Raw genomic sequence first — 23,491 nt, 5'->3', positions numbered from 1 at the left:
CAGAATCGGACAAGTCACTATGAGTACGACCGACGAAACCCCTCCGAGCCTCTACGCCGCGCGGGAGCCGATCTTCCCCAAGCGTGTTTCGGGACGTTTCCGGAACCTGAAATGGATCATCATGCTGGTGACGCTGGGGATCTATTACATCACCCCGTGGATCCGCTGGGACCGTGGCCCGGAACTGCCCAGCCAGGCGGTTCTGGTGGATCTGGCCCATCGGCGTTTCTTTTTCTTCTTCATCGAAATCTGGCCGCATGAATTCTACTTCGTGGCAGGCCTGCTGATCATGGCGGGGCTGGGGCTGTTCCTGTTCACCTCGGCACTGGGTCGGGTGTGGTGCGGCTATACCTGTCCGCAAACGGTCTGGACCGACCTGTTCATTCTGGTCGAACGCTGGATCGAAGGCGACCGCAACGCGCGCCTGCGTCTGCATCGCCAGAAGAAGATGGACGCCCGCAAGCTGCGCCTCAGGATTACCAAGTTCGCGGTCTGGATTCTGATCGCCGTGGCCACTGGCGGGGCCTGGGTGTTCTATTTTGCCGATGCGCCGACGCTGCTCAGGGATGTGGTGACGCTGAACGCGCATCCGGTGGCCTATTCCACCATCTTCCTTCTGACCGCCACCACCTTTGTCTTCGGCGGGCTGATGCGGGAACAGGTCTGCATCTATGCCTGCCCGTGGCCGCGCATCCAGGCAGCGATGATGGATGAGGACACCATCACCGTGGCCTACCGCGACTGGCGCGGAGAGCCGCGCGGACATCACCGCAAGAAGGCCGCCGAGGTCGACGCCGCGCCCTTGGGCGACTGCATCGACTGCAACGCCTGCGTCAACGTCTGCCCGATGGGCATCGACATCCGCGACGGCCAGCAGATGGAGTGCATCACCTGCGCCCTTTGCATCGATGCCTGTGACGAGATCATGGAGAAGATCGGCAAGCCGCGCGGTCTGATCGACTACATGGCGTTGACCGATGAACAGCACGAACGCTCGGGACAGGAGAAAATCCCGGTCTGGAAGCACATCTTCCGGGTTCGGACGATCCTATACACGGCCTTGTGGTCCCTGGTGGGGATCGGCCTGATCGTCGCCCTTTTCATCCGCCCGGACCTGAGCCTCACCGTTGCGCCGATCCGCAACCCGGTCTATGTGACCATGTCCGACGGCACGATCCGCAACGCCTATGACGTGCGGCTGCGCAACAAGCATGGCGAGGATCGCGACTTCCAGATCACCATCGAATCCGACGCCAACCTGTTTGTGCTGGCCGAGGGCAGCGACAATGCGCTGATCCTGGTGCCTGCGGATTCGACCAAGCTGCAGCGGGTCTATATCATGGCCCCGCCCGACAGCGCGGCCGCCACCAGTGCAGTGACGGATGTAGACATCTGGGTCGAAGACACTGTGTCGGGCGAACGCGCGGGCAAGGACACCGTCTTTAATGGAAAGGCAAACTGATGCGAGAGATCACAGGACGGCATGTGCTGATCTTTACGGTCATGGCCTTCGGGATCATCATCGGGGTCAACCTTCTGCTTGCCGTGCAGGCGGTCCGGACCTTTCCGGGGCTGGAAGTCAAGAACACCTATGTCGCCAGCCAGACCTTCGACGCCGACCGTGCCGCCCAGCTTGCGCTGGATTGGGAGGTGTCGGCGGACTATTCCGATGGTCTGCTCGCGGTGAGCGTCACCAAGGCGGGACAACCGGCACCGGACGTGGCCGATCTGACCGCCCTCGTGGGCTGGGCCACCAGCACCCATGACGATGTGGTGCCCGATTTCTCGCGCAACAACGCCACCTTCACCGCGCCGCTGGATCTTGTGCCAGGCAACTGGAACATCCGCCTGAAGGCCACCGCGTCCGACGGCACCGAATTCAAGCAACGCGTCATCCTGCATGTGAAGGCGTCCAGCGCGGGCTGACCCATGGCCGTCGTCGAGGATCTTCCCGAACCCCCCGGCGGCGTCGCCTGTCCGGCCTGTGCCGTCACCCCGGCGGCCGAGGTTCTGGCGCGCCGCGAGCGGGCCGCCCGCGAGGTGCGGATCATGTTGTCGGTGCCGGAGATGTCCAGCGCCGCCTGCATTTCCCGCGTTGAACGGGCCCTGAAGGCCGTGCCGGGCGTGCGCACGGCCCGGGTCAACCTGACCATGAAGCGCGCCAGCGTTACCGCCGATCCCGACATGTTGCCCGAAACCCTGGCCGCCGCGCTGGACGGGGTAGGCTTCGAGGCCCACGAGCTGGACCCCGGCGCGCTGGCCGCCACCGAAACCGACCGCACCGGGCGGGACTTGCTGATGCGGCTGGGCGTGGCCGGGTTTGCGTCGATGAACGTCATGCTGTTGTCGATCTCGGTCTGGTCCGGCGCCGAGGATGCCACCCGTGACCTGTTCCACTGGATCTCTGCCGCCATCGCTTTGCCCGCCATCGCCTTTGCCGGGCAGCCGTTCTTCCGCAACGCCTGGACGGCGCTGAAAACCCGGCGGCTGAACATGGATGTGCCCATCGTGCTGGCGATCCTGCTGGCGTTGGGCACCTCGCTTTACGAGACCTCGCAAAGCGGCGCGCACGCCTATTTCGACGCTGCGCTGACGCTGACCTTCTTCCTGCTGGCCGGACGCTATCTGGACCATCGCACCCGCGCCGTCGCGCGCTCTGCCGCCGAGGAACTGGCAGCGCTGGAAGTGCCCCGCGCCATCCGCATCGGGCCCGACGGGGCCGAGCAGACCGTGCCGCTGGCCGATCTGGCGGCGGGCGATCTGGTGCTGGTGCGGCCCGGTGGCCGGATGCCCGTCGACGGCGTGGTCGAACGCGGCGAAAGCGAGCTGGACCGGTCGCTGCTGACCGGCGAGACGCTGCCGGTCTATGCCGGTCCGGGCGCCGAGGTCAGCGCAGGCGAGGTCAATCTGACGGGACCGCTGACCCTGCGCGCCACCGCTGTCGGCGCCGACAGCTCGCTGCATGCGCTGACCGATCTGGTGGCGGTGGCGGAAAGCGGGCGGTCGAACTATTCCTCGCTGGCGGATCGCGCGGCGGCGCTCTATGCGCCCGGCGTCCATATCCTTGCGGGGCTGTCCTTTGCCGGGTGGTACATCGGCACCGGCGACCTGCGCACGGCGATCAACATCGCGGCGGCGGTGCTGATCATCACATGTCCCTGCGCGCTGGGGTTGGCGGTGCCGGCGGTGACCACGGCGGCCTCGGGGCGGCTGTTTCGCAAGGGGTTGCTGATCAAGGATGCCACCGCGCTGGAACGACTGGCCGAGGTCGATACGGTGGTCTTCGACAAGACCGGCACGCTGACGGCTGGCACCCCACGACTGGATGCGCCCGAAAGCCACCCGACAGAGGTTCTGGCAGTGGCGCGGGCACTGGCCGAAGCCTCCTCGCATCCGCTCAGCCGCGCGCTGGTGGCCGCTGCCGAGGCCGCAGGCGTGGCCGCTGCCCCGGTCGCGGACATCCGCGAAACGCCGGGATTCGGCATGGAGGCGCGTCTGGGCGATGATCGCATCCGTCTGGGGCGGGGCGACTGGGTCGGCGGCACGCAGAATGGCGCCAAGGCGGCCACATGGCTGAAGATCGGCGCGGATGCGCCCCATCCCTTCACCTTCTCAGATGCCCTGCGCCCTGGTGCTGCGGCGGCGGTGGCCGGGTTTCAGGCCCAGGGGCTGGCGGTCCGGCTGGTGTCGGGCGACGGCCGCGCGGCGGTCGAGGATCTGGCGCGCGAGGTTGGCATCACGGACTGGGTGGCCGAGGCGACGCCGGTGGAAAAAGCTGGGATCGTGGGCGATCTGGCGGGGCACGGCCGCAAGGTGCTGATGGTGGGCGACGGGCTGAACGACACCGCCGCGCTCAGCGCCGCGCATGTCTCGATTTCGCCCGCCTCGGCGCTGGATGCCGCGCGTGTGGCCTCGGACATCGTGCTGCTGGGCACCGACCTGTCGGAACTTGCCCCGGCGCGGGCCACGGCGCAGCAGGCCATTCGGCGAATTCGTGAGAACTTCCGGATCGCCACGGTGTACAATGTCATCGCGGTGCCGCTGGCGGTGGCCGGACTTGCCACGCCACTGATCGCGGCGCTGGCCATGTCGGCCTCGTCGATCACGGTGTCCCTGAATGCCCTGCGGGTAGGCGCGCGCAAACCGCGCCCGGCCCGTTCGGCAAAGGAGGTCTGACATGGATGTCTTGCGCTACCTGATCCCGGCCTCGCTGCTGCTGGGCGGCGTTGGTCTGGCCGCGTTCTTCTGGACGCTGCGCAGCAACCAGTATGACGACCCGGACGGCGACAGCCGCCGTATTCTGACCGACGACTACGACGACAAGCCCAAGGGCTGAGCCGAAAACCGACGCCAAACGATGACCGTCACGCAAAACGCCGCCCCGGAGGGCGGCGTTGCATTTTTTTAGGCAAGAGAGGCGGCGCAGGTCAGGGGCTGAGCGGCTCGCAACGCTGCTCGCGGGCGCTGAGCCGCTGGCAGGCCAGGGCGGCACTGCGTTCATCCAGTCCGACGAAATTGGCCTCGAACCCGGTATTCTTGCGCACCACTTTCCGAAGCGCGCTGTCCAGCGTCTCGATCTCGATCAGGGCAGTGCGCAGCAGCACGCGCTCTGCCTCGTAGCGGCTGGCGTAGGTGCCGACGTTGATGCCCCAGTGACGATCGCCCGAAGTGGACAGGCGGGCCACGGTGACCGGTTTGGTGGCGGGGCGGGCCGGATCTGCGGTCTTGGCAGGCGCGGTGCTGGTCGAGAAGGTGATCTTGACCGGGCGCGGCTGCGGCGCAGGGCTGGCCACGGCGGCCAAGGCGCTGACCTTCACCTCTGCCGCGGCAGGTGCCACGACGACCGCGGCTACGGAAGAGGACAGCGCCTCGTCGGTCGGAACCGAAGCGAGCACCGCGGCGGCCACCGCATCCTCGATCAAGGGCTTGGGCACGGCATCATCCGGTGGCGAGGCGGTCGAGGCGGCCAGAACCGCCGATTCGCCCTCGGCCGGACGGGTCACGCTGCCATCGGCTGCGGCCAGCTGGGTTTCGGCGGGAAGGTCGACCTTTGCCACGGTGATCGGGCGCTGCAGCGGACGGATGCTGGTCGCCACGGCCAGCATGGTTTCGGCCACTGCCTGTGACGGTGACGCGCTGGCGAATTGCCCAAGCTTCGGGCGGCGCGGCTTGTTCACGGCCACCCGGCTGGGGGCGCGCGAAAAGCCCATGTCCAGCAACTCGGCCACGCGCTTGTTGCGGGCGGCCGACGAACTGCCGCCGAACATCGTCGCGATGATCCGTTCGTTGCCGCGCTGTGCCGAGGCCACAAGGTTGAAGCCCGCCGCGCGGGTATAGCCGGTCTTGATCCCGTCGGCGCCGCGATAGGCGGCCAGCAGCTTGCGGTTGGTGTTGTAGACGGTCTTGCCCGCGGCCTGCGCCGACTGGCGCGAGAACAGGTTGTAGTAGTCCGGGAAGTGATAGAACAGCGCCCGCCCCAGTGTGGTCATGTCCCGCGCGGTGGACAGGTGGCCCGATTGGGTCAGCCCGTGCGCGTTCTTGAAGGTGGTGTCCTTCATCCCCAGCGCCCGGGCGGTACGGGTCATGCGGTTTGCAAAAGCGGCTTCGCTGCCCGAGATCGCCTCGGCCATGGCGGTCGCCGCGTCATTGGCCGACTTCACCGCCGAGGCGCGGATGAGATAGCGCAACTGGATCCGCTGCCCGGCCTTCAGGTAAAGTTTCGAGGGCGGCTCGGCCGCCGCGTTCTTGGACACGCGCACCTGCGTGTCGAGGGAAATTTCGCCCCGCCGGACCGCATCGAAGACGACGTACAAGGTCATCATCTTGGTCAGTGACGCGGGATGAAGCCGCGTGTCGGCGTTTCGGGAATGAAGCACCTTGCCAGATCGGGCATCAATCACCATCGCCGCATAGGGTGCGGCCGAAAGCTGTCCCGAAGTAGAGAGGATGCATAGAAGGGTCACGCCCGCGAGGGCGAGAGTCTTCAGACGCTGCATGACGTCACCTGCCTTTATGTTTCTCTGCCCGCTGCCGATTTTTCGGCTAGCTTGGTTGCCTGCAGGTTAAGACTAGCACGGAAATTTTTGATGCGGCAGGGTTTTATACCCGAAATGACGCGCAGGTGCCGCGAGGGCAGATGTGGCGGCATCGGGGCTTCCGGGCGCTAGATTTTCCCTAGAACTGTTGCAGAAGGGCTGCAAACTCTCCCAGATCGGTCAGTTCGCGAAAGCGCGGGTGGTCTTCGGGGGCGTCGGCATGTTCCAGCGCCCAGGTCATGCCATGGGGAACAAACACGCCCCAACCGCCCGCATCAATGGCCGGACGCACGTCGGATTTCATCGAATTGCCCACCATCATCGCCGATTCGGGGCCGCTGCCGTGGCGGGTGAAGATGTCGATATAGGTCTGGGGCTTCTTGTCCGAGACGATCTCGACCCCGTCGAACATGTCGCCCAGTCCCGATTGCGCCAGCTTGCGTTCCTGGTCCAGCAGATCGCCCTTGGTGATCAGAATCACCCGGTGTGCAGTCGAGGCCAGTTCCACCGCCGCGCGGGCATGGGGCAGAAGCTCGATGGGGTGGGCCAGCATCTCCTGTCCGGCGTCGATGATCTCGCGGATGATCGCGGCGGGCACCTTGCCGTCGGTCACATCGATGGCGGTTTCGATCATCGACAGCATGAAGGCCTTGATGCCGAAGCCATAGTGGCCAAGGTTGCGCCGCTCGGCCTCCAGCAAGCGTTCGGCCAGATGGTCGGGGCCGGCGTGATCGCGCAGCAGATCGGCGAATCGCTCTTCGGTCAGACGGAAGAACTGTTCGTTCTGCCAAAGCGTATCATCCGCATCAAAGCCGATCGCCGTCAGTTTTTGCATCTTCAGCCCCTTGTCTCGCCGCAGTTTCGGTGTCACCTAGACCGACCGCCCCGCGGCGCCCCCTTTTCATGGACCCAACCACGATTATATGGTGACCGCACGCGCTTGATGAGAAACCGCTGGAGTCTCGAATTGCAAGATTATCCGTTGATCCTTTCAGCCAATGACGACGACGGGACCGACGGGGACACCGGGATCATCACCCAGACCCGGAACCGGACGAAACGGCCGCCGCTGTACAAGGTGCTGATCCTGAACGACGACTACACCCCGATGGAGTTTGTCGTCCATGTGCTTGAGCGGTTTTTCGGCATGACTCACAGTCAGGCCTTCGAACTGATGCTGACCGTTCACAAGAAGGGTTTGGCCGTGGTCGGCGTGTTCTCCTTCGAGATTGCCGAGACCAAGGTCGGGCAGGTCATGGATTTCGCGCGCCGTCACCAGCATCCGCTGCAATGCACTATGGAACGGGAATGACCGGCGCGCCGGGTCCCCATGTCTGACACCCGCCTCTCGCTGGCCCTGACGCAGGGTCTGCTGCCCGAATGGGCCGACACCACGCGCGTGGTCTGGTTCGGGATGCCCACGCCCGAGTCGGCGCAGGATCTGGCGTTTGGGACTGTGACCGCAATTCAACCCCTGCAACCCGTGGCGGGCCATCTGGCCGAGGCTGGGATTGCCGTGCATCCGGTGCTGTCCATGGGCCATACAGCGGATCTGGCCATCGTCACCCTGCCGCGCGCCCGCGCCCGCGCCCAGATGTGGATCGCCGAGGCCGCGGCCAGCCTGCCCACCGGCGGATGGCTGCTGGTGGACGGCGCCAAGACCGACGGGGTGGATTCGCTGTTCAAGGCCTGCCGGGCACGCCTGGACAGCGCCGACAGTTTCACCAAGGCGCATGGCCGCCTGTTCTGGGGGCAGGTTGGTGCCGACCGCTTTGACGACTGGCGCGCCCCGGATCTGCGGGCGGGGGACTTCGTGACCGGGCCGGGGGTATTTTCGGCAGATGGCATCGATCCGGCCTCGGAGTTGTTGGCGCAGGCGCTGCCGGTTCTGAAGGGACGCGTGGCTGATCTTGGGGCGGGATGGGGCTATCTGGCCCGCCAGATCCTGCAGAACGACGGGGTCACCCATCTGGATCTGGTCGAGGCCGACCATATCGCACTCAGCGCGGCCCGTCAGAACATCACCGACCCGCGTGCCTCGTTCCATTGGGCTGATGCCACCGCTTGGCAGCCCGAGGCACCGCTGGATGCCGTGGTGATGAACCCGCCGTTCCACACCGGACGCAGCGGCGATCCGGGACTGGGCCGGGCGTTCATCGCGGCGGCTGCCCGCGCCCTCGCGCCCCACGGCAAGCTGTGGCTGGTTGCGAACCGGCATTTGCCTTATGAAGCGGAACTGGATCTGCGGTTTTCCGCGGTGCATGTGTTGGACGGAACCCGTTCCTTCAAGCTGCTGCGCGCCGAAAAACCGCGGCGGACTGGCAAGAAAGGCCGATCATGAGTTTTTCCGTCGAAGGCAAGACCGCCATCGTCACCGGTGCCGCCCATGGCATCGGCTTTGCCATCGCGCGCCACCTGTCCCGCGCCGGGGCCAACGTGATGTTCGCAGACATAGACGAAGCCCGCCTGAAGGAAGAATTGTCCGACGAGGCGGACAATGAAAAGATCGCCTACTTTGCCGGGGATCTGCGCGAAAGGCTGACGCTGAACAACCTGATGTCGGCGACGCTGGATCATTTCGACCGGCTCGATATCCTGGTGAATGCCTCGCGGCAGGTGCATGCCACCGATGCCGACATTCTGGATCTGGACGACGTGGTCGAGCAGCAGTTGCAGCAGAACCTGATGACCAGCCTGCGCCTGACACAGATCGCCGCCAAGCGGATGATCGCCCAGGCCGAGGCGAACGAAGGCATCGATGATGACCGGCCCGTGGGATCGATCATCAACCTGTCGTCGATCGCGGCGCGGCGGACGCATCCGCAGCTTCTGGCGTTCTCGGTGTCGACGGCGGCGCTGGATCAGCTGACGCGCTCGCACGCGGTGGCGCTGGCGCCGCACCGGATCCGGGTGAATTCGGTGGCCTTCGGGTCGGTCATGTCGTCCAGCCTGAAGCACTCGCTGCGTGACAATGTCGACTACCGCAGCCAGATCGTGGATCACACGCCATTGTCCCGCATCGCCAACCCGTCGGAAGTGGCCGAGACCGTGCAATTCCTTGCCAGCGAAGGCTCGGGCTTCATGACCGGGCAGATCCTGACCGTGGACGGCGGCCGCACGCTGGTTGATCCGGTGACAGCACCCGCGCACTGAGTTCAGTCGACGACGGTCACACCGCAGGCTTCCAGCACCGGTCGGGCCTGTGATTTCAGTTGTGTCAGCTTCTGTTGCAGATCCTGCAGCTTCCGGTTCTCGGACGCCGGGTCTATGGCCACGGCCTTCCTGCGGTATTGTGGCTGGCTGTAACCACAGAAGTTGAAGCCATCCCAGCCCCCGGTGCAGCCCCCCCAATAGAAATTGAACGGCGAAGGCTCCAGCACGTAGGTATAGCCGCGCGTCAGGTTCAGCTCGGTTTCCTCGATCAGCCGCTCCACGGTGGCGACCTCGCCGGTATACTGGCGCACGCAGCGCTGCTCGGGCGTGCCACAGGCCGCCAGAAGCAAGAGAACCGGAAATATCACAAATCGCATGGGCGCCTCATCTGTTTCTGGATAGCAGCCCCATGCGACAGATGGCAATTCACGCGTTCGAGGGAATGGTGAACCGGGCCGGGACTTGCTAGGGCGGTAATCGACAGAAGGAGACCGCCATGACCGACAGTTTCGACGCGCGAAAGGCCCGCGCCAGCGCCTGGTTCCGAGAACTGCGTGACCAGATCGTCACCGCTTTCGAAGGGCTGGAGGACAGTTCGCTGCACGGGCCGACGGCGCACCTGCCATCCGGGCGATTCGAGGTCACGACCACCACCCGCGCCGCGGACAATGGCGCCGATGCCGGCGGCGGTCTGATGTCGGTGATGCGCGGCGGGCGGGTGTTCGAAAAGGTCGGGGTCAATGTCTCGACCGTCTATGGCACCCTGGGCCAGCAGGCGCAGGCGTCGATGGCGGCGCGCGGCGTGCCGGGGATCGAGGCCGATCCGCGGTTCTGGGCCTCGGGGATCAGCCTCGTGGCGCATATGCAGAACCCGCATGCCCCGGCGGTGCACATGAACACCCGCATGTTCTGGACGCCAAACGCCTGGTGGTTCGGCGGCGGTGCCGATCTGAACCCCTGCATCGAATACAGCGAAGACACGGCAGCCTTTCACAAGGTTCTGGAAGGCGCCTGCGCCCCGCATGACCCGGAGTATTACCCGCGTTTCAAGGCCTGGGCGGACGAGTATTTCTTCGTTCCGCACCGGGGCCGGGCGCGCGGGGTAGGTGGCATTTTCTTCGACGATCTGAACACCGGCGACTGGGAGGCGGATTTTGCCTTCACCCGCGACGTGGGTCGGGCCTTCCTGCCAGCTTTCCTGCCGGTGACCCGCAGCCGCCTGAATACCGACTGGTCCGAGGCCGACAAGGACGCACAGTTGGTCCATCGCGGGCTCTATGCGGAATACAACCTGGTCTACGACCGGGGCACCAAGTTCGGGCTGGCCACCGGCCATGACGCCAACGCCGTGTTGATGAGCCTGCCGCCACTGGCCAAATGGGCCTGACAGAATTGGAAAGACCCCCGGGAGGGAACGGGGGTCTTTCGATTGCGCGCCGGGGGAGGAAGAGAGAGGGATCAGAAGACCGGCGCAAACTGTGGTATCCGGCTGGGAACTGGCCTTGGCGATACACCAGACATATAGGAACCCGACCGCCCTCACGCCCGTTTGCTTTGGTATAAGGCCGGTGGCAGCCGGGCAGGGGGCCTATCCTTTCGCATAGGAGCGACAGGCCGTGTCATGGCAGGGCGATGTCCACTAGCAGCCCGCGGTGGTCCGACCCCAATTCTTGGCCCCAGGGCGTCACCGCCACCACCTGCGGGCCATTCTTGACCAGCACATGATCGATGGGCACCCCGGCCCGGCCGGCGGCCGCAGGCCAGGTCGCCATTGGCCAGCGGATGCCTTCCAGCCCGCTGCGCTTGCGGATGAAGCGCATCCGGTCGCTCCATGGTGCGGCGTTGAAGTCGCCCACGACCACGGTCGGCCCGGTGTAGCGGCGCAGGCGGGCGGTGACCAATTGGGTCTCCAACTCGGTAATCCCGAAATACCACGGCTTGACCATGTGCAGTGCCACGACCTTGACGGTCCTGTCCTGACCGGGCGGCATGACATCGACAACCAGCATCCTTTCGCGCCACACCGGGCCGGGATTGCGGACCGCGCGCACAAGGAAAGGGTGGCGCGACAGGATCACCACCTCGCAAACCTCCAGACAGCCCAGGCGGTAGGGGAAGACATCCGACAGGTCGGCAATCATGTCTTCCAGTTGCGTGGCTTCGGCCAGCACGGCCACATCGGGCAGGGTGGCGCGCAATTCGTCGGCGATGGCTTCGGGCGGGACCGGGTTGTCGAACAGGGCGTTGAACCAGACAACCGAGAAATCCGGCTCAAGATCGGCCCGCAGCGGTGTCGAGGCCTGGATATGCTGCGCCGCGATCAGGCCACTGCCGCCAAGGATCAGCACCAGGCTGAGCAGGCTGAGGAGGCGGGCCCGCAAGAGCCACAGCAACAGGGCAGGGACAAGGCAGATCGCCAGAATCTGCGGCGCCATATGTTCAAGAATGCGGGCAAAGCTGCCCAGCGGATCGCCATTCGGCATGAATTGAAACAGCACCGCCAGAATCGGCAGCGGGATGGCGAAAGGCAGGCAAAGACCAATGAAGGTGCCGCGCAGAACTTGAGACATGAATACCAATCCAACCGGGACGCGCGCAGCCTAGTGAATCGCCCGCGGCTTGGACAGCCCCGCGATGCGGCAACGCGGCGGGTGTGTTCCCGCCGCGCCGCGTGGGGGTTACAGCATCATCTGGTAGCTGACCGGCACATAGCGGAAGCCGTCGCCACGGGTTTCCACGTAGCCCATGCCGGGGAAGGGCATGTGATAGCCGATGAAAGGGATCTTGTCGGTGGCCAGCATCGACAGCACCTTGCGCCGGGTCGCAGCGGCGGCGGCCTTGTCCATGTCGAACCGCACTTCCCAGTCGGGATAGCCCAGCGACCAGACATAGTGGTTGGCGGTGTCTGCAAAGATCACCATCTGCTTGCCGCCGCTTTCGATCATGTAGGTCATGTGTCCCGGCGTATGACCGAAGGCCGACATTGCGGTGATGCCCGAGGCGACGCTGCCGCCATCGTCGAGGAACGATATCCGATCGTTCAGCGGCGCGACCTTGCCCTTGAAGTTGTCATTGTCCGCCCCGGCCCAGTAATTGTGCTCGGCCGCGCCGGTGATGATCTTGGCGTTGGCGAAGGTGGGCGCCCCGTCGGTGGACAGGCCGCCGATGTGATCGCCGTGCATATGGGTCAACACCACGGTGTCCACCTGGTCCGCCGAGATCCCGGCCTGTTCCAGCAGCCCGGTGGTGCCTTCGGGGTTCAGGCCGGTGTCGAACAGGATCAACTCGGCGCCGGTGTTCACCACCGTCGGGGTGAAGGGAATGACCAGCTTGTCAGTGGGCAGAAAGTTCTGGTCCGAGACCTCCTGAAAGGCTTCGGCATCGACATTCATGCCGAAGATGCTCTGCGGGTCTTCGCGCACCGCGGCCCCGGCGGCGATGGTGGTGACTTCGAAATCTCCCAGCGTGACACGGTTGAACGAAGGGGTTGCCGCGCCCTGCTTGTCAGCGGCAGCAAGTGCCGGACGCGCCAATCCGGCGGCGAGGGGTACGGCGGCGGCGGCGGAAAGGGCCTGGCGACGGGTGAAGCGGGTCATATCAATCTCCCTGTTGAATGAGCACTCACGATAACCTAGATGCCCCGGATTTGCTTTCGAGCGTGATCACTCTCTCGTGAGACGTGTTACTCGCACCAGCGATCGACGCGGGCAATGTCCGCATCCGACCAGCCCAGATGGTGGGCCAGTTCGTGCACCACCACATGCGCCACCAGATGATCCAGCGCCACGTCGCCGCGTGTGACCCATTCGTCCAGGATCGGACGCCGGAACAGCCAGATCATGTCCGGGCCATAGGGCTGATCGCTGACCGATTTCTCGGTCATGGGCACGCCATCATAAAGGCCCGTCAGTTCGAACGGGTCTTGCAGGCCAAGCCCGTCCAGCATGGCGTCATCGGCGAAATCCTCGACCCGCAGCAGCACGTCGCGGGCGGCTGCGCGATAGGCGGCGGGCAGGGCCTCCAGCGCCGCCCGGCCCATGGTTTCGAACTGCTCAAGGCTGGGCGCGATGGCCCCTGTCCAATCCTGCGTCATGGGCCAAGGTATGACCGCTGGCGGGCCGGGGGGAAACCCCTCGGCCCATTGGCAATCCCGTGATATAATTGGCCGTATGGGAACCAACATGACACAGCCCAGCGACGCCGATGTGGCCAGCTATCTGGCGCAGGTGGAACCTGCGGGCCGACGCGAGGATGCCATCCTGCTGGACCGGATCTTTCGCGAGGAAACCGGGTTCGAACCTGTGCTCTGGGGAACGTCGATCATCGGCTACGGGCGCTATGACTACACCTATGCCACCGGCCACAGCGGTCAGACGTTGGCCACGGGGTTTGCCCCGCGCAAGGCCAACATGGTGGTCTATATCATGCCGGGCTATGGCGAGTTCGCCCATATCCTGAACGATCTGGGCCGTCACAAGTTGGGCAAGTCCTGCCTGTACCTGGGCCGGTTGAGCGGCGTGAACGAGGATGCCCTGCGCCGCCTGATCCGCGCCGGGCTGGAGGATATGGCGACACGCTGGCCAATCCAGCCGACCTGAGGCGCCGCCTCTCGACAAAATCCCTGCGGTGTGGAACACGAAACGCCGACAGGAGATTCACATGACCACCACCCGTTTCGCGCCCTCGCCCACGGGCTATATCCACGTTGGCAACCTGCGCACCGCGCTGTTCAACTACATGATCGCCCGCAAGGCTGGCGGCACCTTCATCCTGCGCATCGACGACACCGATCCCGAGCGGTCGAAGGAAGCCTATGTCGATGCCATCAAGGAAGACCTGGAATGGCTGGGCCTGACGTGGGACCGGGTGGAACGCCAGTCGCAGCGTCTGGACCGCTATGCCGAGGCCGCCGACAAGCTGCGCGAGATGGGGCGGTTCTATGAGTGCTTCGAGACGCCCACCGAACTGGACCTCAAGCGCAAGAAGCAGCTGAACATGGGCAAGCCGCCGGTCTATGACCGCTCGTCGCTGAACCTGTCGGAAGCCGAGAAACAGGCACTGCGTGCGGAGCGTGGCGGCCATTGGCGGTTCTTGCTGAACCAGACCCGGATCGCGTGGGATGACCAGATCCTCGGCGACCTGTCGATCGACGCGGCTTCGGTCTCGGACCCGGTGCTGATCCGGGGTGACGGGCAGGTGCTGTATACGCTGGCCTCGGTGGTGGATGACACCGAGATGGGCGTGACCCATGTGGTGCGCGGTTCGGACCATGTGACCAACACCGCCACCCAGATCCAGATCATCGAGGCGCTTGGCGGCGCCGTGCCCAGCTTTGCCCACCACTCGCTGTTGACCGGCCCGCAGGGCGAGGCGCTGTCGAAACGTCTGGGCACGCTGGCCCTGCGCGACCTGCGCGAGCAGGGGGTGGAGCCGATGGCGCTGCTGTCGCTGATGGCGCGGCTGGGCTCGTCGGACCCGGTAGAGCTTCGCACCTCGCTGGACGAGCTGATCGAAGGGTTCGACATCACCCATTTCGGCGCGGCGCCCACCAAGTTCGACGTCGACGACCTGTTCCCGCTGACCGCCCGCTATCTGGGGGCGCTGCCCCTTGAGGCCGCCGCCGCCGATGTGGCTGCCGCGGGCGTGCCCGACGATCTGGCGCCGCAATTCTGGGAGGTGATCCGCGACAACATTACAACCCGCGCCGATCTGGCCGGTTGGTGGCAGATCCTGTCCGAAGGCGCGACGCCGGATGTGGCCGAGGAAGACGCGGAATTCGTGGCACAGGCCATGGCCCTGCTGCCGCCGTTGCCCTTTGACGCCACCACCTGGAAAAGCTGGACCGACGCCGTGAAGGCCGAGACCGGGCGCAAGGGCAAGGGGCTGTTCATGCCGCTGCGCAAGGCGCTGACGGGGCGCGCCCGTGGGCCCGAGATGGCCGATTTCCTGCCGCTGATGCGGGCGCTGCCGAAGCAATAGATCCGGTGGGGACCGGGGCGGCAGCGCCGTCCCGGTTTCGCGACACACCACCGGAAGGGAAAGCCGCAATCCGTGGGGACACGGGGCGCGCAGGCGGTATGGAGAGCGCATGTGAACCAGAGAGCCAAATTCCTGTCAGGCAACCTGTTCCGGCACATCTCGGTGATGTCGCTGACCGCCTCGGTCGGGCTGATGGCGGTGTTCATCGTCGATTTCGTCGACATGATCTTCATCTCGATGCTGGGGCGCGATGAACTAGCTGCTGCCATCGGCTACGCCGGGGCACTGTTGTTCTTCACATCCTCTTTCGGCATCGGCATGGCGATTGCCGCCGGGGCGCTGGTGGCCCGTGCCCTGGGTGCCGGCGCGATCGAGGCCGCCCGCCAGAAAGCCGCCACAACGCTGGTCTACGGCGTGCTGTTCGGGGCGCTGTTCGCCGCCGTGGTCTGGGTCAACCTGCCCGCACTGGTGCGGCTGGTGGGGGCCAGCGGCGCCACGCAGGATCTGGCGGTCGGCTATCTGCGCATCATCATTCCCAGCCTGCCGCTGCTGCTGATCGGCATGGTCGGCGGCGCCATCCTGCGCGCCCATGGCGATGCCCGCCGGTCGATGCAGGCCACGGTGATCGGCGGCGCGGTCAACGCGGCACTGGATCCGCTGCTGATCTTCGGGCTTGGCCTGGATCTGACCGGGGCCGCGCTGGCCAGCGTCGCCGCCCGCGCCGCGATGGCCTACTTTGCCCTGCGCCCGATCTTCCGGCACCACGGCGGGCTTGCCTGGCCCGGTGCTGCGGGGCTGCGTCAGGATTTTCGCGCCATCCTGGCCATCGCGCTGCCCGCGATCCTGACCCAGCTGGCCACCCCCGTGGGGCAGGCCTATGTCACTCGCTCCATGGCGCAGTTCGGTGAAGACGCGGTGGCGGGTCTGGCCGTGGTCAGCCGCCTGATCCCGGTGGCCTTCGGCGTCATCTTTGCCCTGTCCGGCGCGGTCGGCCCGGTGATCGGGCAGAACTTCGGCGCGGGCAACCCGGCCCGCGTGCGCCGGGCCTATCTGGACGGGTTGCTGTTCACGGCACTTTTCGTGCTGGGGATGACCGCCCTGCTGTTCGTCCTGCGGGCGCCCATCGCCGATCTGTTCCGGGCCGAGGGCCAAAGCCGCGCCCTGATCTATCTGTTCTGCGGCCCGCTGGCGCTGGCGTTCTTCTTCAACGGGGCGCTGTTCGTGTCGAATGCCGCCTTCAACAACACCGGGCGGCCGTTCCTGTCCACGGCGATGAACTGGGGTCGTCACACGCTGGGCACCATTCCTTTCGTGATCGCCGGGGCGGCGATTGCAGGCGCACCGGGTGTGCTGATCGGGCAGGCGGTAGGGGGCGTGTTTTTCGCCGGTCTGTCGATCTGGCTGGCCTTGCGGCTGATCTCGCACCGCCCCGGCACACCGCCCAAGGATGACACCGGGTTCCGCCAGCAACGCCGCCTGATCCAGCTGTTTTACGGGCGGCGCTAGGGCACGCCCCGTCGCGTCCCGACGCTACCCTGCCCGCTGGATCCGCACCGGCAGCCGATCCAGATGCCCGTTGACCAACGCGGTTTCCGACGACGTCAACTGCTGGTGACGCGGATAGCGGGGGGTTGCGCGATCATCCAGAACCACGCGGTCCCAGCCGTCGGTGCTGTCGAAGAACCCGGCCACGCCGACAGTGCCATAGGTTTTCAGGAAACCCTGCACCACCACGTCGAGATAGCTCAGCAGGATATGCCCGCCGGTCTCGGACAGATGCCGGTCGCGGGGGATGGCGTAGACCTGCACCTGCGGCTGCGCGGGATGGTCGTGATCCACGAGATCGGTCACCGGTTCCCGCTGGTACCCTGTTTCGCGGTGATCGAGCGCCCGCCAGTCCTGTCCCGGCACCTGCGCGATCAGCCCGTCAATGGTGCCGCCGGTCACCGGATGCGCCGACAGGAACACGTGGTCCGAAGCCTCGGTATGGCACCACAACCGCCGCCAGCCTTTCAGCCGCGCCGGCCGGGCTTCGGGATAGCTGTGCGTGCGCTGGTTCACCAGCGATCCGTAGCCGAAGAAATACTGCTGGTGCATGTGCCCCGTGTGCCTCCCGTCGCGATTAAGCCTGCCTTCACCCCCGGGATGCTATCCCTTTCGTCGGGTGAATGTGAGGTGTGTGATGTCAGATGAGTCTCTGGCCCCGATTGTAATCAAGCGCAAGAAGGTGGTGGTAGAGGGCGGCCACCACGGCGGCGCGTGGAAAGTGGCCTATGCGGATTTCGTGACCGCGATGATGGCCTTTTTCCTGCTGATGTGGCTGCTGAATGCCACGACCGAGAAACAGCGCAAGGGTCTGGCGGACTACTTTTCGCCGACCATTCCGATCAACCGGGTCTCGGGGGGCGGCGATGGCTCGTTCTACGGCGACAGCGTGTTCTCGACCGAGGAACTTGCCCAGAACGGCAATGGTGCGGCCAACCTGCATCCCACCGATCAGCGTCAGGCCAAGGGCGAAACCGGGCTGGGCACGCAGGCAACCCGCGTGCAGGATCAGACCAATGTGGTGCCGCCCGAGTCCGAGGAACTGCTGGAAACGCTCAAGCTGCGCGGTGGCGAAAGCATGGCCCGGCTGCTGGAACAACGCCACGTGGTGACCCGGCTGTCCGACGTGGGGCTGGTGATCGAGGTCTGGGAACTGCCCGACTCGCGCCTGTTTGACGAGGACGATACGCCGACCCCGCAACTCAAGGCCTTGCTTCGTCAGATCACGGCGTTGATGCAGTTGGTGACCAACGATGTCTCGGTGGCCGCGCATCTGGCCGCGCGCCCCGTGGTGCTGGCCGACAACCCGGTCTGGGATCGATCGACCAACCGGGCGCTGGCGGCGCGCAAGCTGATCGAACGGGCGGGGCTGGATCCGGCGCGCATCCAGCGGGTCACCGGCTATGGCGACAGCCAGCCGGTGCTGGACAACCGCATGGATCTGCGCAACAGCCGGGTCGAGATCACCGTGCTGCGGTCGACCTTCTGAGTTTCGCGCGGGGTGCGGCTTGACTCCCTGGTCGAGCCGCCCTAAACGGCGCTCTCCGCTTGCTGCGGAACAATTGGTGTTGGTGGCCCCCGCAAGGGGATGCCTGTCGGCCGCAAGGCATAGGACAACGCCCTTCACGCCCGCAAGGGCCCAAAGAAGGAGATCAGCCGTGACCAAACGCACGTCTGCCAAGTACAAGATCGACCGCCGCATGGGCGAAAACATCTGGGGCCGTCCCAAGTCGCCGGTGAACCGCCGCGAATACGGGCCGGGCCAGCACGGTCAGCGCCGCAAGGGCAAGATGTCGGACTTCGGTCTGCAGCTGCGCGCCAAGCAGAAGCTCAAGGGCTACTACGGCGACATGACCGAAAAGCAATTCCGCCGCATCTACGCCGAAGCCGAGCGTGTGAAGGGCGACACCGGTGAAAACCTAATCGGTCTGCTGGAGCGCCGTCTGGACGCCGTCGTCTACCGCGCCAAGTTCGTGCCGACCGTTTTCGCGGCCCGCCAGTTCGTGAACCACGGCCATGTCACCGTGAACGGCAAGCGCGTCAACATCCCGTCCTACCGCGTCAAGGAAGGCGATGTGGTCGAGGTGCGCCAGAAGTCCAAGCAACTGGCCGTCGTGCTGGAAGCCGTTCAACTGGCCGAACGTGACGTGCCTGACTATGTCGAAGCCGATCATTCGAAGATGACCGCCACCTTCGTGCGCACCCCCGGTCTGGGTGACGTGCCGTACCCGGTCCACATGGAACCGAACCTGGTTATCGAATACTACGCTCAGAACTAAGTTCCGACCGTATCCATTCGACAGGCCGCGCCGGGAAACCGGGGCGGCCTTTTTCGTTTTTCGGGGGCTCGTGCCCCTGTCATTTTGGCGGCTGGCCTTGGCCCGCAGCCGTGGTTAGAACAGCGCAAACGGAGAGCGCCATGACCCAGCAGATCGTCCCCCAGCCCGGCATTCTGGAAATCGCCCCCTACAAGGGCGGTGCCGACACGGTGGAAGGGGTGGCCGATGTGGTGAAACTCTCGTCCAACGAGAATCCCTTCGGCCCGTCCCCGGCCGCGGTGAAAGCCGCGCAGGAGGCCTGCGTGACCGCGCACCGCTATCCGCCGGGGGATCACATCGAATTGCGCCGGGCGATTGCCGACAAGTTCGGGCTTGAGGCGGATCGCATCATCTGCGGGGCCGGCAGCGACGAGATCATCTCGTTCCTGTGCCAGACTTACGCCGGGCCGGGCGACGAGGTTCTGTATTCCGAACACGGCTTTGCCATGTACAAGATCTCGGCGCTGGCCGCGGGCGCCACGCCGGTCGCCGCGCCCGAGCGCAACCGCACCACCGATGTGGACGCGCTGCTGGCGGCGGTGACCGATCGCACCCGCATCCTGTTCGTGGCCGACCCCAACAACCCCACCGGCACCATGGTCGGCGGGCAAGGGCTGCGGCCGCTGGCCGAAAACCTGCCGGGCCATGTGCTGCTGGTGATCGACGGGGCCTATGCCGAATTTGTCGATGGGTTCGATGGTGGCGCCGCGCTGGCGGACCAGTTCGACAACGTGGTGATGACCCGCACCTTTTCCAAGCTTTACGGGCTGGGCGGGCTGCGCGTCGGCTGGGGCTACGGGCCGGAACATGTCATCGATGCGCTCAACCGGGTGCGCGGGCCGTTCAACGTCTCGCAGGTGCAGATCAAGGCAGCCGTGGCGGCGCTGGACGACGACGACCACACCGCGTTCAGCCTGTCGGAAAACACCCGCCTGCGGGCCTGGCTGGCGGCGGAGCTGGCCAAGCTGGGGGTGCCGTCGGACCCGTCATTCGGCAATTTCATCCTGGCGCGGTTCGCCGATGCCGAGGAGGCGCAGGCCTGCAACGCCGCGCTGCAAGCCGCCGGGCTGATCGTGCGCGGGGTGGCGGGCTATGGCCTGCCCGAATGCCTGCGCATCACCATCGGGGACGAGGCCGCCTGCCAGCGCGTGGTTGCTGCGGTTGCGGCCTTCAAGGACGGCTCGGCATGAGCGTCATCTACAACCGCGTTGCCCTGATCGGGCTGGGGCTGATCGCCTCGTCGATGGTGCATGCCATGCGGCGGCGCGGTCTGGCGGGCGAGATCGTGGGCACCGCCCGCTCGCCCGAAACCCGGCAGATCGCGCGTCTGGACGGATTGTGCGACCGCGTCACCGACACCGCCGCCGAGGCCGTCAAGGATGCCGATCTGGTGGTGCTCTGCGTGCCGGTGGGGGCGATGGGCGCGGTGGCGGCCGAGATTGCGCCGCACCTGAAACCCGGCGCCACGGTATCGGACGTCGGCTCGGTCAAGCGCGCGGTCATTGATGCGGTGGCCCCGCACATCCCCGAGGGCGTGCATTTCATCCCCGCGCATCCGCTCGCCGGGACCGAGCATTCGGGGCCACGATCCGGCTTTGCCGAGCTTTACGACAACCGCTGGTGCCTGCTGGTGCCGGTCGAGGGCACCGATCCCGCCGCCACCGCCCGGCTGCGGGCGCTGTGGGAAGGCATAGGTGCCAACGTCGAGGAAATGGACGCTGACCACCATGACCTGGTGCTGGCCGTCACCAGCCATGTGCCGCACCTGATCGCCTATACGATGGTCGGCGTGGCCGACGATCTGCGCCGGGTGACCGACAGCGAGGTGGTGAAATACTCGGCGGCCGGTTTTCGGGACTTCACCCGCATCGCGGCCTCGGACCCGACCATGTGGCGCGACGTGTTCCTGAACAACAAGGATGCCACGCTGGAAATCCTCGGCCGCTTCACCGAAGAGCTGTTCGCCCTGCAACGCGCCATCCGCACTGGCGAGGGGGATGAATTGTTCGACTATTTTTCCCGCACGCGCGCCATCCGGCGCGGCATTATCGAGGCCGGTCAGGACACCGCGGCCCCGGATTTCGGCCGCGGGGGCACCAAATGAGCCGCCGGGTCGCGGGACTGGCGGGGCTGCTGCTCCTGCTCGCGACCCAGGGGGCGTTGGCCAATGCGCCGCGCAACAGCCCGGCGCCAGAGCCGCGTCCCAAGGCACCGGTTGGCGATGTGCTGGTGCAGGCCATCGGGGTGACCACGCCAAATGGCCTGACGAAACTGTTTGGCAAGGGCCCGAAGCTGTGCGGCGTGAAAGGGATCCAGGGCAAGCCCATCGCGCCGATCAAGGGCACCCGCAAGGGCTGCGGCCTGAAGGACGGGGTCGAGATCACGGCGGTCTACGGCGTGCGCCTGTCGCAACCGGCCCGGATCGACTGCCCCACGGCGCGGGCGCTGGCGGCCTGGGTCGATCAGGCGGTGAAGCCGCTGATCGGCGACACCGGGGGCGGCCTGGCCGAGGTTCAGGTCATCGGTCATTACGCCTGCCGCACGCGCAACAACAAGAAGGGCGCCAAGGTGTCCGAACATGGCAAGGGCCGCGCCGTGGACATCGGCGGCTTTACCCTGGCCGATGGCACGCGGATACCGGTGCTGTCGGGATGGCCCAGCAAGACCCACGGTCCGGCCATGAAAGCCGCGCACAAGGCCGCCTGCGGTCCGTTCGGCACCGTGTTGGGGCCGCGCGCCAACCGCCATCACCGCGATCATTTTCATCTGGACACCGCGCGCTACCGCAGCGGACCCTACTGCAAGTAACCTAGCGCAGGCGCAGCACCGGGGCCGGACCCACGGGCAGGAACCCGCCCAGCACGACCTGTCCGTCGCGGAAGGTCAGCGGCAGATCCAGCGTTTTCTTGTTGCCCGTAAGCCCCGCCAAGGTTTGCAATCCGCGCTCCATCAGCGGGCGGATCTGCGGCGCTAGCAGGCCGGAATGCTCTGCCAGATCCAGCATCTCGCGCCAGTTTGTGGCCTTCACCGTGATCTCGCCGGTGGGCAGGCCACGCGCGTCGACCTCCAGCTCTCCGGCCAGTTTCAGATCCAGCTCGCCCCATGTGGCGCTGGCCAGCGTGAGGTCGATCCGGGTCGGCTGCGGGCGGCGATCCTCGATGGCGAAGCGGTCCCAGGGGCGGTCGAAGACGACGCTGGCCTCCAGCCGCACCCCTTGCGCCGTTTCGCTGCCCAGCCCGGTGCGGGCCAGCATCTCGGTCAGGCGGGAGGGCAGGGTCAGGTCGCGGGCCTCGAACGACAGATCATAGGAGTTTTCGGCCAGCGGCGTGCGCCGCAGCGCCAGTTGCCCGCCATCCAGCGCCGCGCGCCAGTCCGCGGTCGAGGCCAGCCCGATGCGCGAGAACTCCACCGTGCTGCGCTCCAGCGCCAGCGACGGCCCCGGTTCGAACACCACGGATCCGCGCAGGGTCTCGCTGGTGATGTCGATCTTCTGGTTCGGCGTTGCCAGCCGTTGTTGGTCTGGCCAGACGGCGATGACGTGGTGCGGCTTGTAGCTGAGCGCGAGGATCTGGAAGAACGGCGCCGACCAGGCCACGCCGGTTTCCGGATCGGCAAGGTCCAGTGCTGTCAGGGTGGTGTCGAAGCGGCTGGGAAAGCCGATGGTGTCGATGGCATCCACATGCACCGACCAGCCTTCCGCCTCGCGCGCGGCAAACCAGCCCTGCAACCCCCGTTCCACGGATCGGCTGCCCAAGACCCAGTATCCCGCCCAGCCGGCGGCTGCCAAAATAACCACGATCAACAGAATTCGCATTGGCAGCCCTTTTCCGCACAGTTGCTTGTGTGTTTACAACGACGCGAACCAGAAGGGCCAGACCATGATCAACACCGCCGCCATCCTGCTTGCCGAACCCCCGACGCCGTTCTGGGTCTTCGGCTATGGCTCGCTGGTGTGGAACCCCGGCTTTCCGGTGGCCGAGCGGGTGCTGGCGGATCTGAGCGGCTATCACAGGTCGTTCTGTATGCGGTCGATCCATCATCGCGGCACCGAGGCGGCACCGGGGCTGGTGCTGGCGCTGGATGAGGGGACTGCGGCCACCTGCGCCGGGGTGGCCTTTCGCGTGGACCCCGATCATGCCGAGCAAACCCTGGACGAATTGCGCGCGCGGGAATTGATCTCGTCGGCCTATCTGGAAAAGTACCTTGAGATCCGCCTGCGCGACGGGCGTGTGGCAAAAGCCGTGACCTATGTGATCGACCCCGACCACGTGCAGTATTGCGGTGCGCTGCCGCTTGAGGAACAGGCGCAGGTCATCGCCCGGGCCGTCGGCGGGCGCGGTCCCAATCACGAGTATCTGACCAACACCGCCAGCCATCTGCGTGAATTGGGCCTGCGCGACCCCGAACTGGACTGGCTTGAGGCGCGCGTGGCGGAATTGCGCGCAACCACGGGCACTTAAA

25 protein-coding genes are annotated in these 23,491 nt (G+C 65.8%); 17 read left to right on the top strand and 8 right to left on the bottom strand.

The genetic code is table 11. The annotated features are described in order from the left end of the window. The first annotated feature begins 19 nt into the window (after positions 1 to 19). From ccoG to ccoS, 4 genes are read left to right on the top strand one after another with little or no spacing between them, the layout of a single operon-like run. The gene (gene ccoG / locus ACP15K_RS01295) at positions 20 to 1,462 is read left to right on the top strand and encodes a cytochrome c oxidase accessory protein CcoG (RefSeq protein ID WP_193139532.1); all 1,443 of its coding nucleotides are present in this window, start codon (positions 20 to 22) and stop codon (positions 1,460 to 1,462) included. Next, positions 1,462 to 1,926 (top strand): FixH family protein, encoded by a 465-nt coding sequence (locus tag ACP15K_RS01290; protein WP_424989624.1) that lies wholly within the window; start codon positions 1,462 to 1,464, stop codon positions 1,924 to 1,926. Before ccoG ends, ACP15K_RS01290 begins: the two co-directional genes overlap by 1 nt. A gap of 3 nt (positions 1,927 to 1,929) precedes the next feature. Then, positions 1,930 to 4,176, top strand: coding sequence for a heavy metal translocating P-type ATPase (locus ACP15K_RS01285; protein WP_193139530.1), 2,247 nt, complete (start codon positions 1,930 to 1,932; stop codon positions 4,174 to 4,176). A gap of 1 nt (position 4,177) precedes the next feature. Next, positions 4,178 to 4,336, top strand: a complete 159-nt coding sequence (gene ccoS / locus ACP15K_RS01280; protein WP_193139528.1) for a cbb3-type cytochrome oxidase assembly protein CcoS — start codon at positions 4,178 to 4,180, stop codon at positions 4,334 to 4,336. Between the two features lie 91 nt (positions 4,337 to 4,427). Here the strand turns inward: ccoS and ACP15K_RS01275 are convergent, their stop codons facing one another. Further along, positions 4,428 to 5,996: a serine hydrolase gene (locus ACP15K_RS01275; protein WP_424989623.1), complete on the bottom strand. Its 1,569-nt coding sequence runs from the start codon at positions 5,994 to 5,996 to the stop codon at positions 4,428 to 4,430. A 178-nt stretch (positions 5,997 to 6,174) separates the two neighbouring features. After that, on the bottom strand, positions 6,175 to 6,870 hold the full coding sequence (locus tag ACP15K_RS01270; RefSeq protein ID WP_193139523.1) for an HAD family hydrolase: 696 nt from the start codon (positions 6,868 to 6,870) through the stop codon (positions 6,175 to 6,177). A 147-nt stretch (positions 6,871 to 7,017) separates the two neighbouring features. Between ACP15K_RS01270 and clpS the strand changes: the two genes are divergently transcribed. From clpS to ACP15K_RS01255, 3 genes are read left to right on the top strand one after another with little or no spacing between them, the layout of a single operon-like run. Then, complete coding sequence (gene clpS / locus ACP15K_RS01265; RefSeq protein WP_424989661.1) at positions 7,018 to 7,347, top strand: ATP-dependent Clp protease adapter ClpS; 330 nt, start codon at positions 7,018 to 7,020, stop codon at positions 7,345 to 7,347. Positions 7,348 to 7,365: 18 nt separating this feature from the next. After that, complete coding sequence (locus ACP15K_RS01260; protein ID WP_193139519.1) at positions 7,366 to 8,376, top strand: class I SAM-dependent methyltransferase; 1,011 nt, start codon at positions 7,366 to 7,368, stop codon at positions 8,374 to 8,376. Next, positions 8,373 to 9,188 (top strand): SDR family NAD(P)-dependent oxidoreductase, encoded by an 816-nt coding sequence (locus ACP15K_RS01255; protein WP_193139516.1) that lies wholly within the window; start codon positions 8,373 to 8,375, stop codon positions 9,186 to 9,188. The genes ACP15K_RS01260 and ACP15K_RS01255 overlap by 4 nt, the downstream gene beginning before the upstream one ends. A 2-nt stretch (positions 9,189 to 9,190) precedes the next feature. On the opposite strand, the gene ACP15K_RS01250 is transcribed toward ACP15K_RS01255, so the two are convergent. Continuing rightward, positions 9,191 to 9,565, bottom strand: a complete 375-nt coding sequence (locus ACP15K_RS01250) for a hypothetical protein (protein ID WP_193139514.1) — start codon at positions 9,563 to 9,565, stop codon at positions 9,191 to 9,193. Between the two features lie 119 nt (positions 9,566 to 9,684). Here ACP15K_RS01250 and hemF point away from each other — a divergent pair, with 119 nt between their 5' ends. Then, on the top strand, positions 9,685 to 10,575 hold the full coding sequence (hemF, locus tag ACP15K_RS01245) for an oxygen-dependent coproporphyrinogen oxidase (RefSeq protein WP_193139512.1): 891 nt from the start codon (positions 9,685 to 9,687) through the stop codon (positions 10,573 to 10,575). A 232-nt stretch (positions 10,576 to 10,807) separates the two neighbouring features. Here the strand turns inward: hemF and ACP15K_RS01240 are convergent, their stop codons facing one another. The 3 genes from ACP15K_RS01240 to ACP15K_RS01230 form a co-directional block, all read right to left on the bottom strand. Beyond that, positions 10,808 to 11,758, bottom strand: coding sequence for an endonuclease/exonuclease/phosphatase family protein (locus tag ACP15K_RS01240; protein ID WP_193139510.1), 951 nt, complete (start codon positions 11,756 to 11,758; stop codon positions 10,808 to 10,810). 108 nt (positions 11,759 to 11,866) lie between these two features. Beyond that, the gene (locus ACP15K_RS01235) at positions 11,867 to 12,784 is read right to left on the bottom strand and encodes an MBL fold metallo-hydrolase (RefSeq protein WP_424989622.1); all 918 of its coding nucleotides are present in this window, start codon (positions 12,782 to 12,784) and stop codon (positions 11,867 to 11,869) included. 86 nt (positions 12,785 to 12,870) lie between these two features. After that, positions 12,871 to 13,281 carry a metallopeptidase family protein gene (locus tag ACP15K_RS01230; protein ID WP_424989621.1) on the bottom strand — a complete coding sequence of 137 codons (411 nt, stop codon included), beginning with the start codon at positions 13,279 to 13,281 and terminating at the stop codon, positions 12,871 to 12,873. 88 nt (positions 13,282 to 13,369) lie between these two features. On the opposite strand from ACP15K_RS01230, the gene ACP15K_RS01225 reads away from it, so the two are divergent. The 3 genes from ACP15K_RS01225 to ACP15K_RS01215 all read left to right on the top strand — a co-directional run bounded on the left by ACP15K_RS01225 (position 13,370) and on the right by ACP15K_RS01215 (position 16,673). Next, the gene (locus ACP15K_RS01225) at positions 13,370 to 13,786 is read left to right on the top strand and encodes a DUF1801 domain-containing protein (RefSeq protein ID WP_424989620.1); all 417 of its coding nucleotides are present in this window, start codon (positions 13,370 to 13,372) and stop codon (positions 13,784 to 13,786) included. 61 nt (positions 13,787 to 13,847) lie between these two features. Then, the gene (gene gltX / locus ACP15K_RS01220; RefSeq protein WP_193139502.1) at positions 13,848 to 15,167 is read left to right on the top strand and encodes a glutamate--tRNA ligase; all 1,320 of its coding nucleotides are present in this window, start codon (positions 13,848 to 13,850) and stop codon (positions 15,165 to 15,167) included. Positions 15,168 to 15,332: 165 nt separating this feature from the next. After that, on the top strand, positions 15,333 to 16,673 hold the full coding sequence (locus ACP15K_RS01215) for an MATE family efflux transporter (RefSeq protein WP_424989660.1): 1,341 nt from the start codon (positions 15,333 to 15,335) through the stop codon (positions 16,671 to 16,673). Between the two features lie 24 nt (positions 16,674 to 16,697). On the opposite strand, the gene ACP15K_RS01210 is transcribed toward ACP15K_RS01215, so the two are convergent. After that, complete coding sequence (locus ACP15K_RS01210) at positions 16,698 to 17,264, bottom strand: gamma-glutamylcyclotransferase family protein (RefSeq protein ID WP_424989619.1); 567 nt, start codon at positions 17,262 to 17,264, stop codon at positions 16,698 to 16,700. An 85-nt stretch (positions 17,265 to 17,349) separates the two neighbouring features. Between ACP15K_RS01210 and ACP15K_RS01205 the strand changes: the two genes are divergently transcribed. The 5 genes from ACP15K_RS01205 (at position 17,350) to ACP15K_RS01185 (ending at position 21,838) form a co-directional block, all read left to right on the top strand. Further along, positions 17,350 to 18,201 carry a flagellar motor protein MotB gene (locus ACP15K_RS01205; RefSeq protein ID WP_424989618.1) on the top strand — a complete coding sequence of 284 codons (852 nt, stop codon included), beginning with the start codon at positions 17,350 to 17,352 and terminating at the stop codon, positions 18,199 to 18,201. A 169-nt stretch (positions 18,202 to 18,370) separates the two neighbouring features. Next, entirely contained in the window at positions 18,371 to 18,991 is a 621-nt protein-coding gene (rpsD, locus tag ACP15K_RS01200) for a 30S ribosomal protein S4 (protein ID WP_193139496.1), read from the top strand. 140 nt (positions 18,992 to 19,131) lie between these two features. Beyond that, positions 19,132 to 20,220, top strand: coding sequence for a histidinol-phosphate transaminase (gene hisC / locus ACP15K_RS01195; protein WP_424989617.1), 1,089 nt, complete (start codon positions 19,132 to 19,134; stop codon positions 20,218 to 20,220). Continuing rightward, positions 20,217 to 21,134, top strand: a complete 918-nt coding sequence (locus ACP15K_RS01190) for a prephenate/arogenate dehydrogenase family protein (RefSeq protein WP_193139492.1) — start codon at positions 20,217 to 20,219, stop codon at positions 21,132 to 21,134. The genes hisC and ACP15K_RS01190 overlap by 4 nt, the downstream gene beginning before the upstream one ends. Further along, positions 21,131 to 21,838, top strand: a complete 708-nt coding sequence (locus ACP15K_RS01185) for an extensin family protein (protein ID WP_193139489.1) — start codon at positions 21,131 to 21,133, stop codon at positions 21,836 to 21,838. Before ACP15K_RS01190 ends, ACP15K_RS01185 begins: the two co-directional genes overlap by 4 nt. A 1-nt stretch (position 21,839) precedes the next feature. Here ACP15K_RS01185 and ACP15K_RS01180 read toward each other — a convergent pair whose 3' ends face one another. Next, a complete protein-coding gene (locus tag ACP15K_RS01180; protein ID WP_193139487.1) occupies positions 21,840 to 22,844 on the bottom strand; it encodes a DUF2125 domain-containing protein in 1,005 nt (334 codons plus the stop codon). Positions 22,845 to 22,908: 64 nt separating this feature from the next. On the opposite strand from ACP15K_RS01180, the gene ACP15K_RS01175 reads away from it, so the two are divergent. After that, entirely contained in the window at positions 22,909 to 23,490 is a 582-nt protein-coding gene (locus ACP15K_RS01175; protein WP_193139485.1) for a gamma-glutamylcyclotransferase, read from the top strand. The last annotated feature ends 1 nt before the right edge of the window (position 23,491 follow it).

Source organism: Fluviibacterium sp. S390, assembly GCF_049800695.1.
Taxonomy (GTDB): Bacteria; Pseudomonadota; Alphaproteobacteria; order Rhodobacterales; family Rhodobacteraceae; genus Meridianimarinicoccus.
The sequence above is the reverse complement of the archived record's forward strand: the minus strand, read 5'-3'. Positions and strand labels throughout refer to the sequence as shown.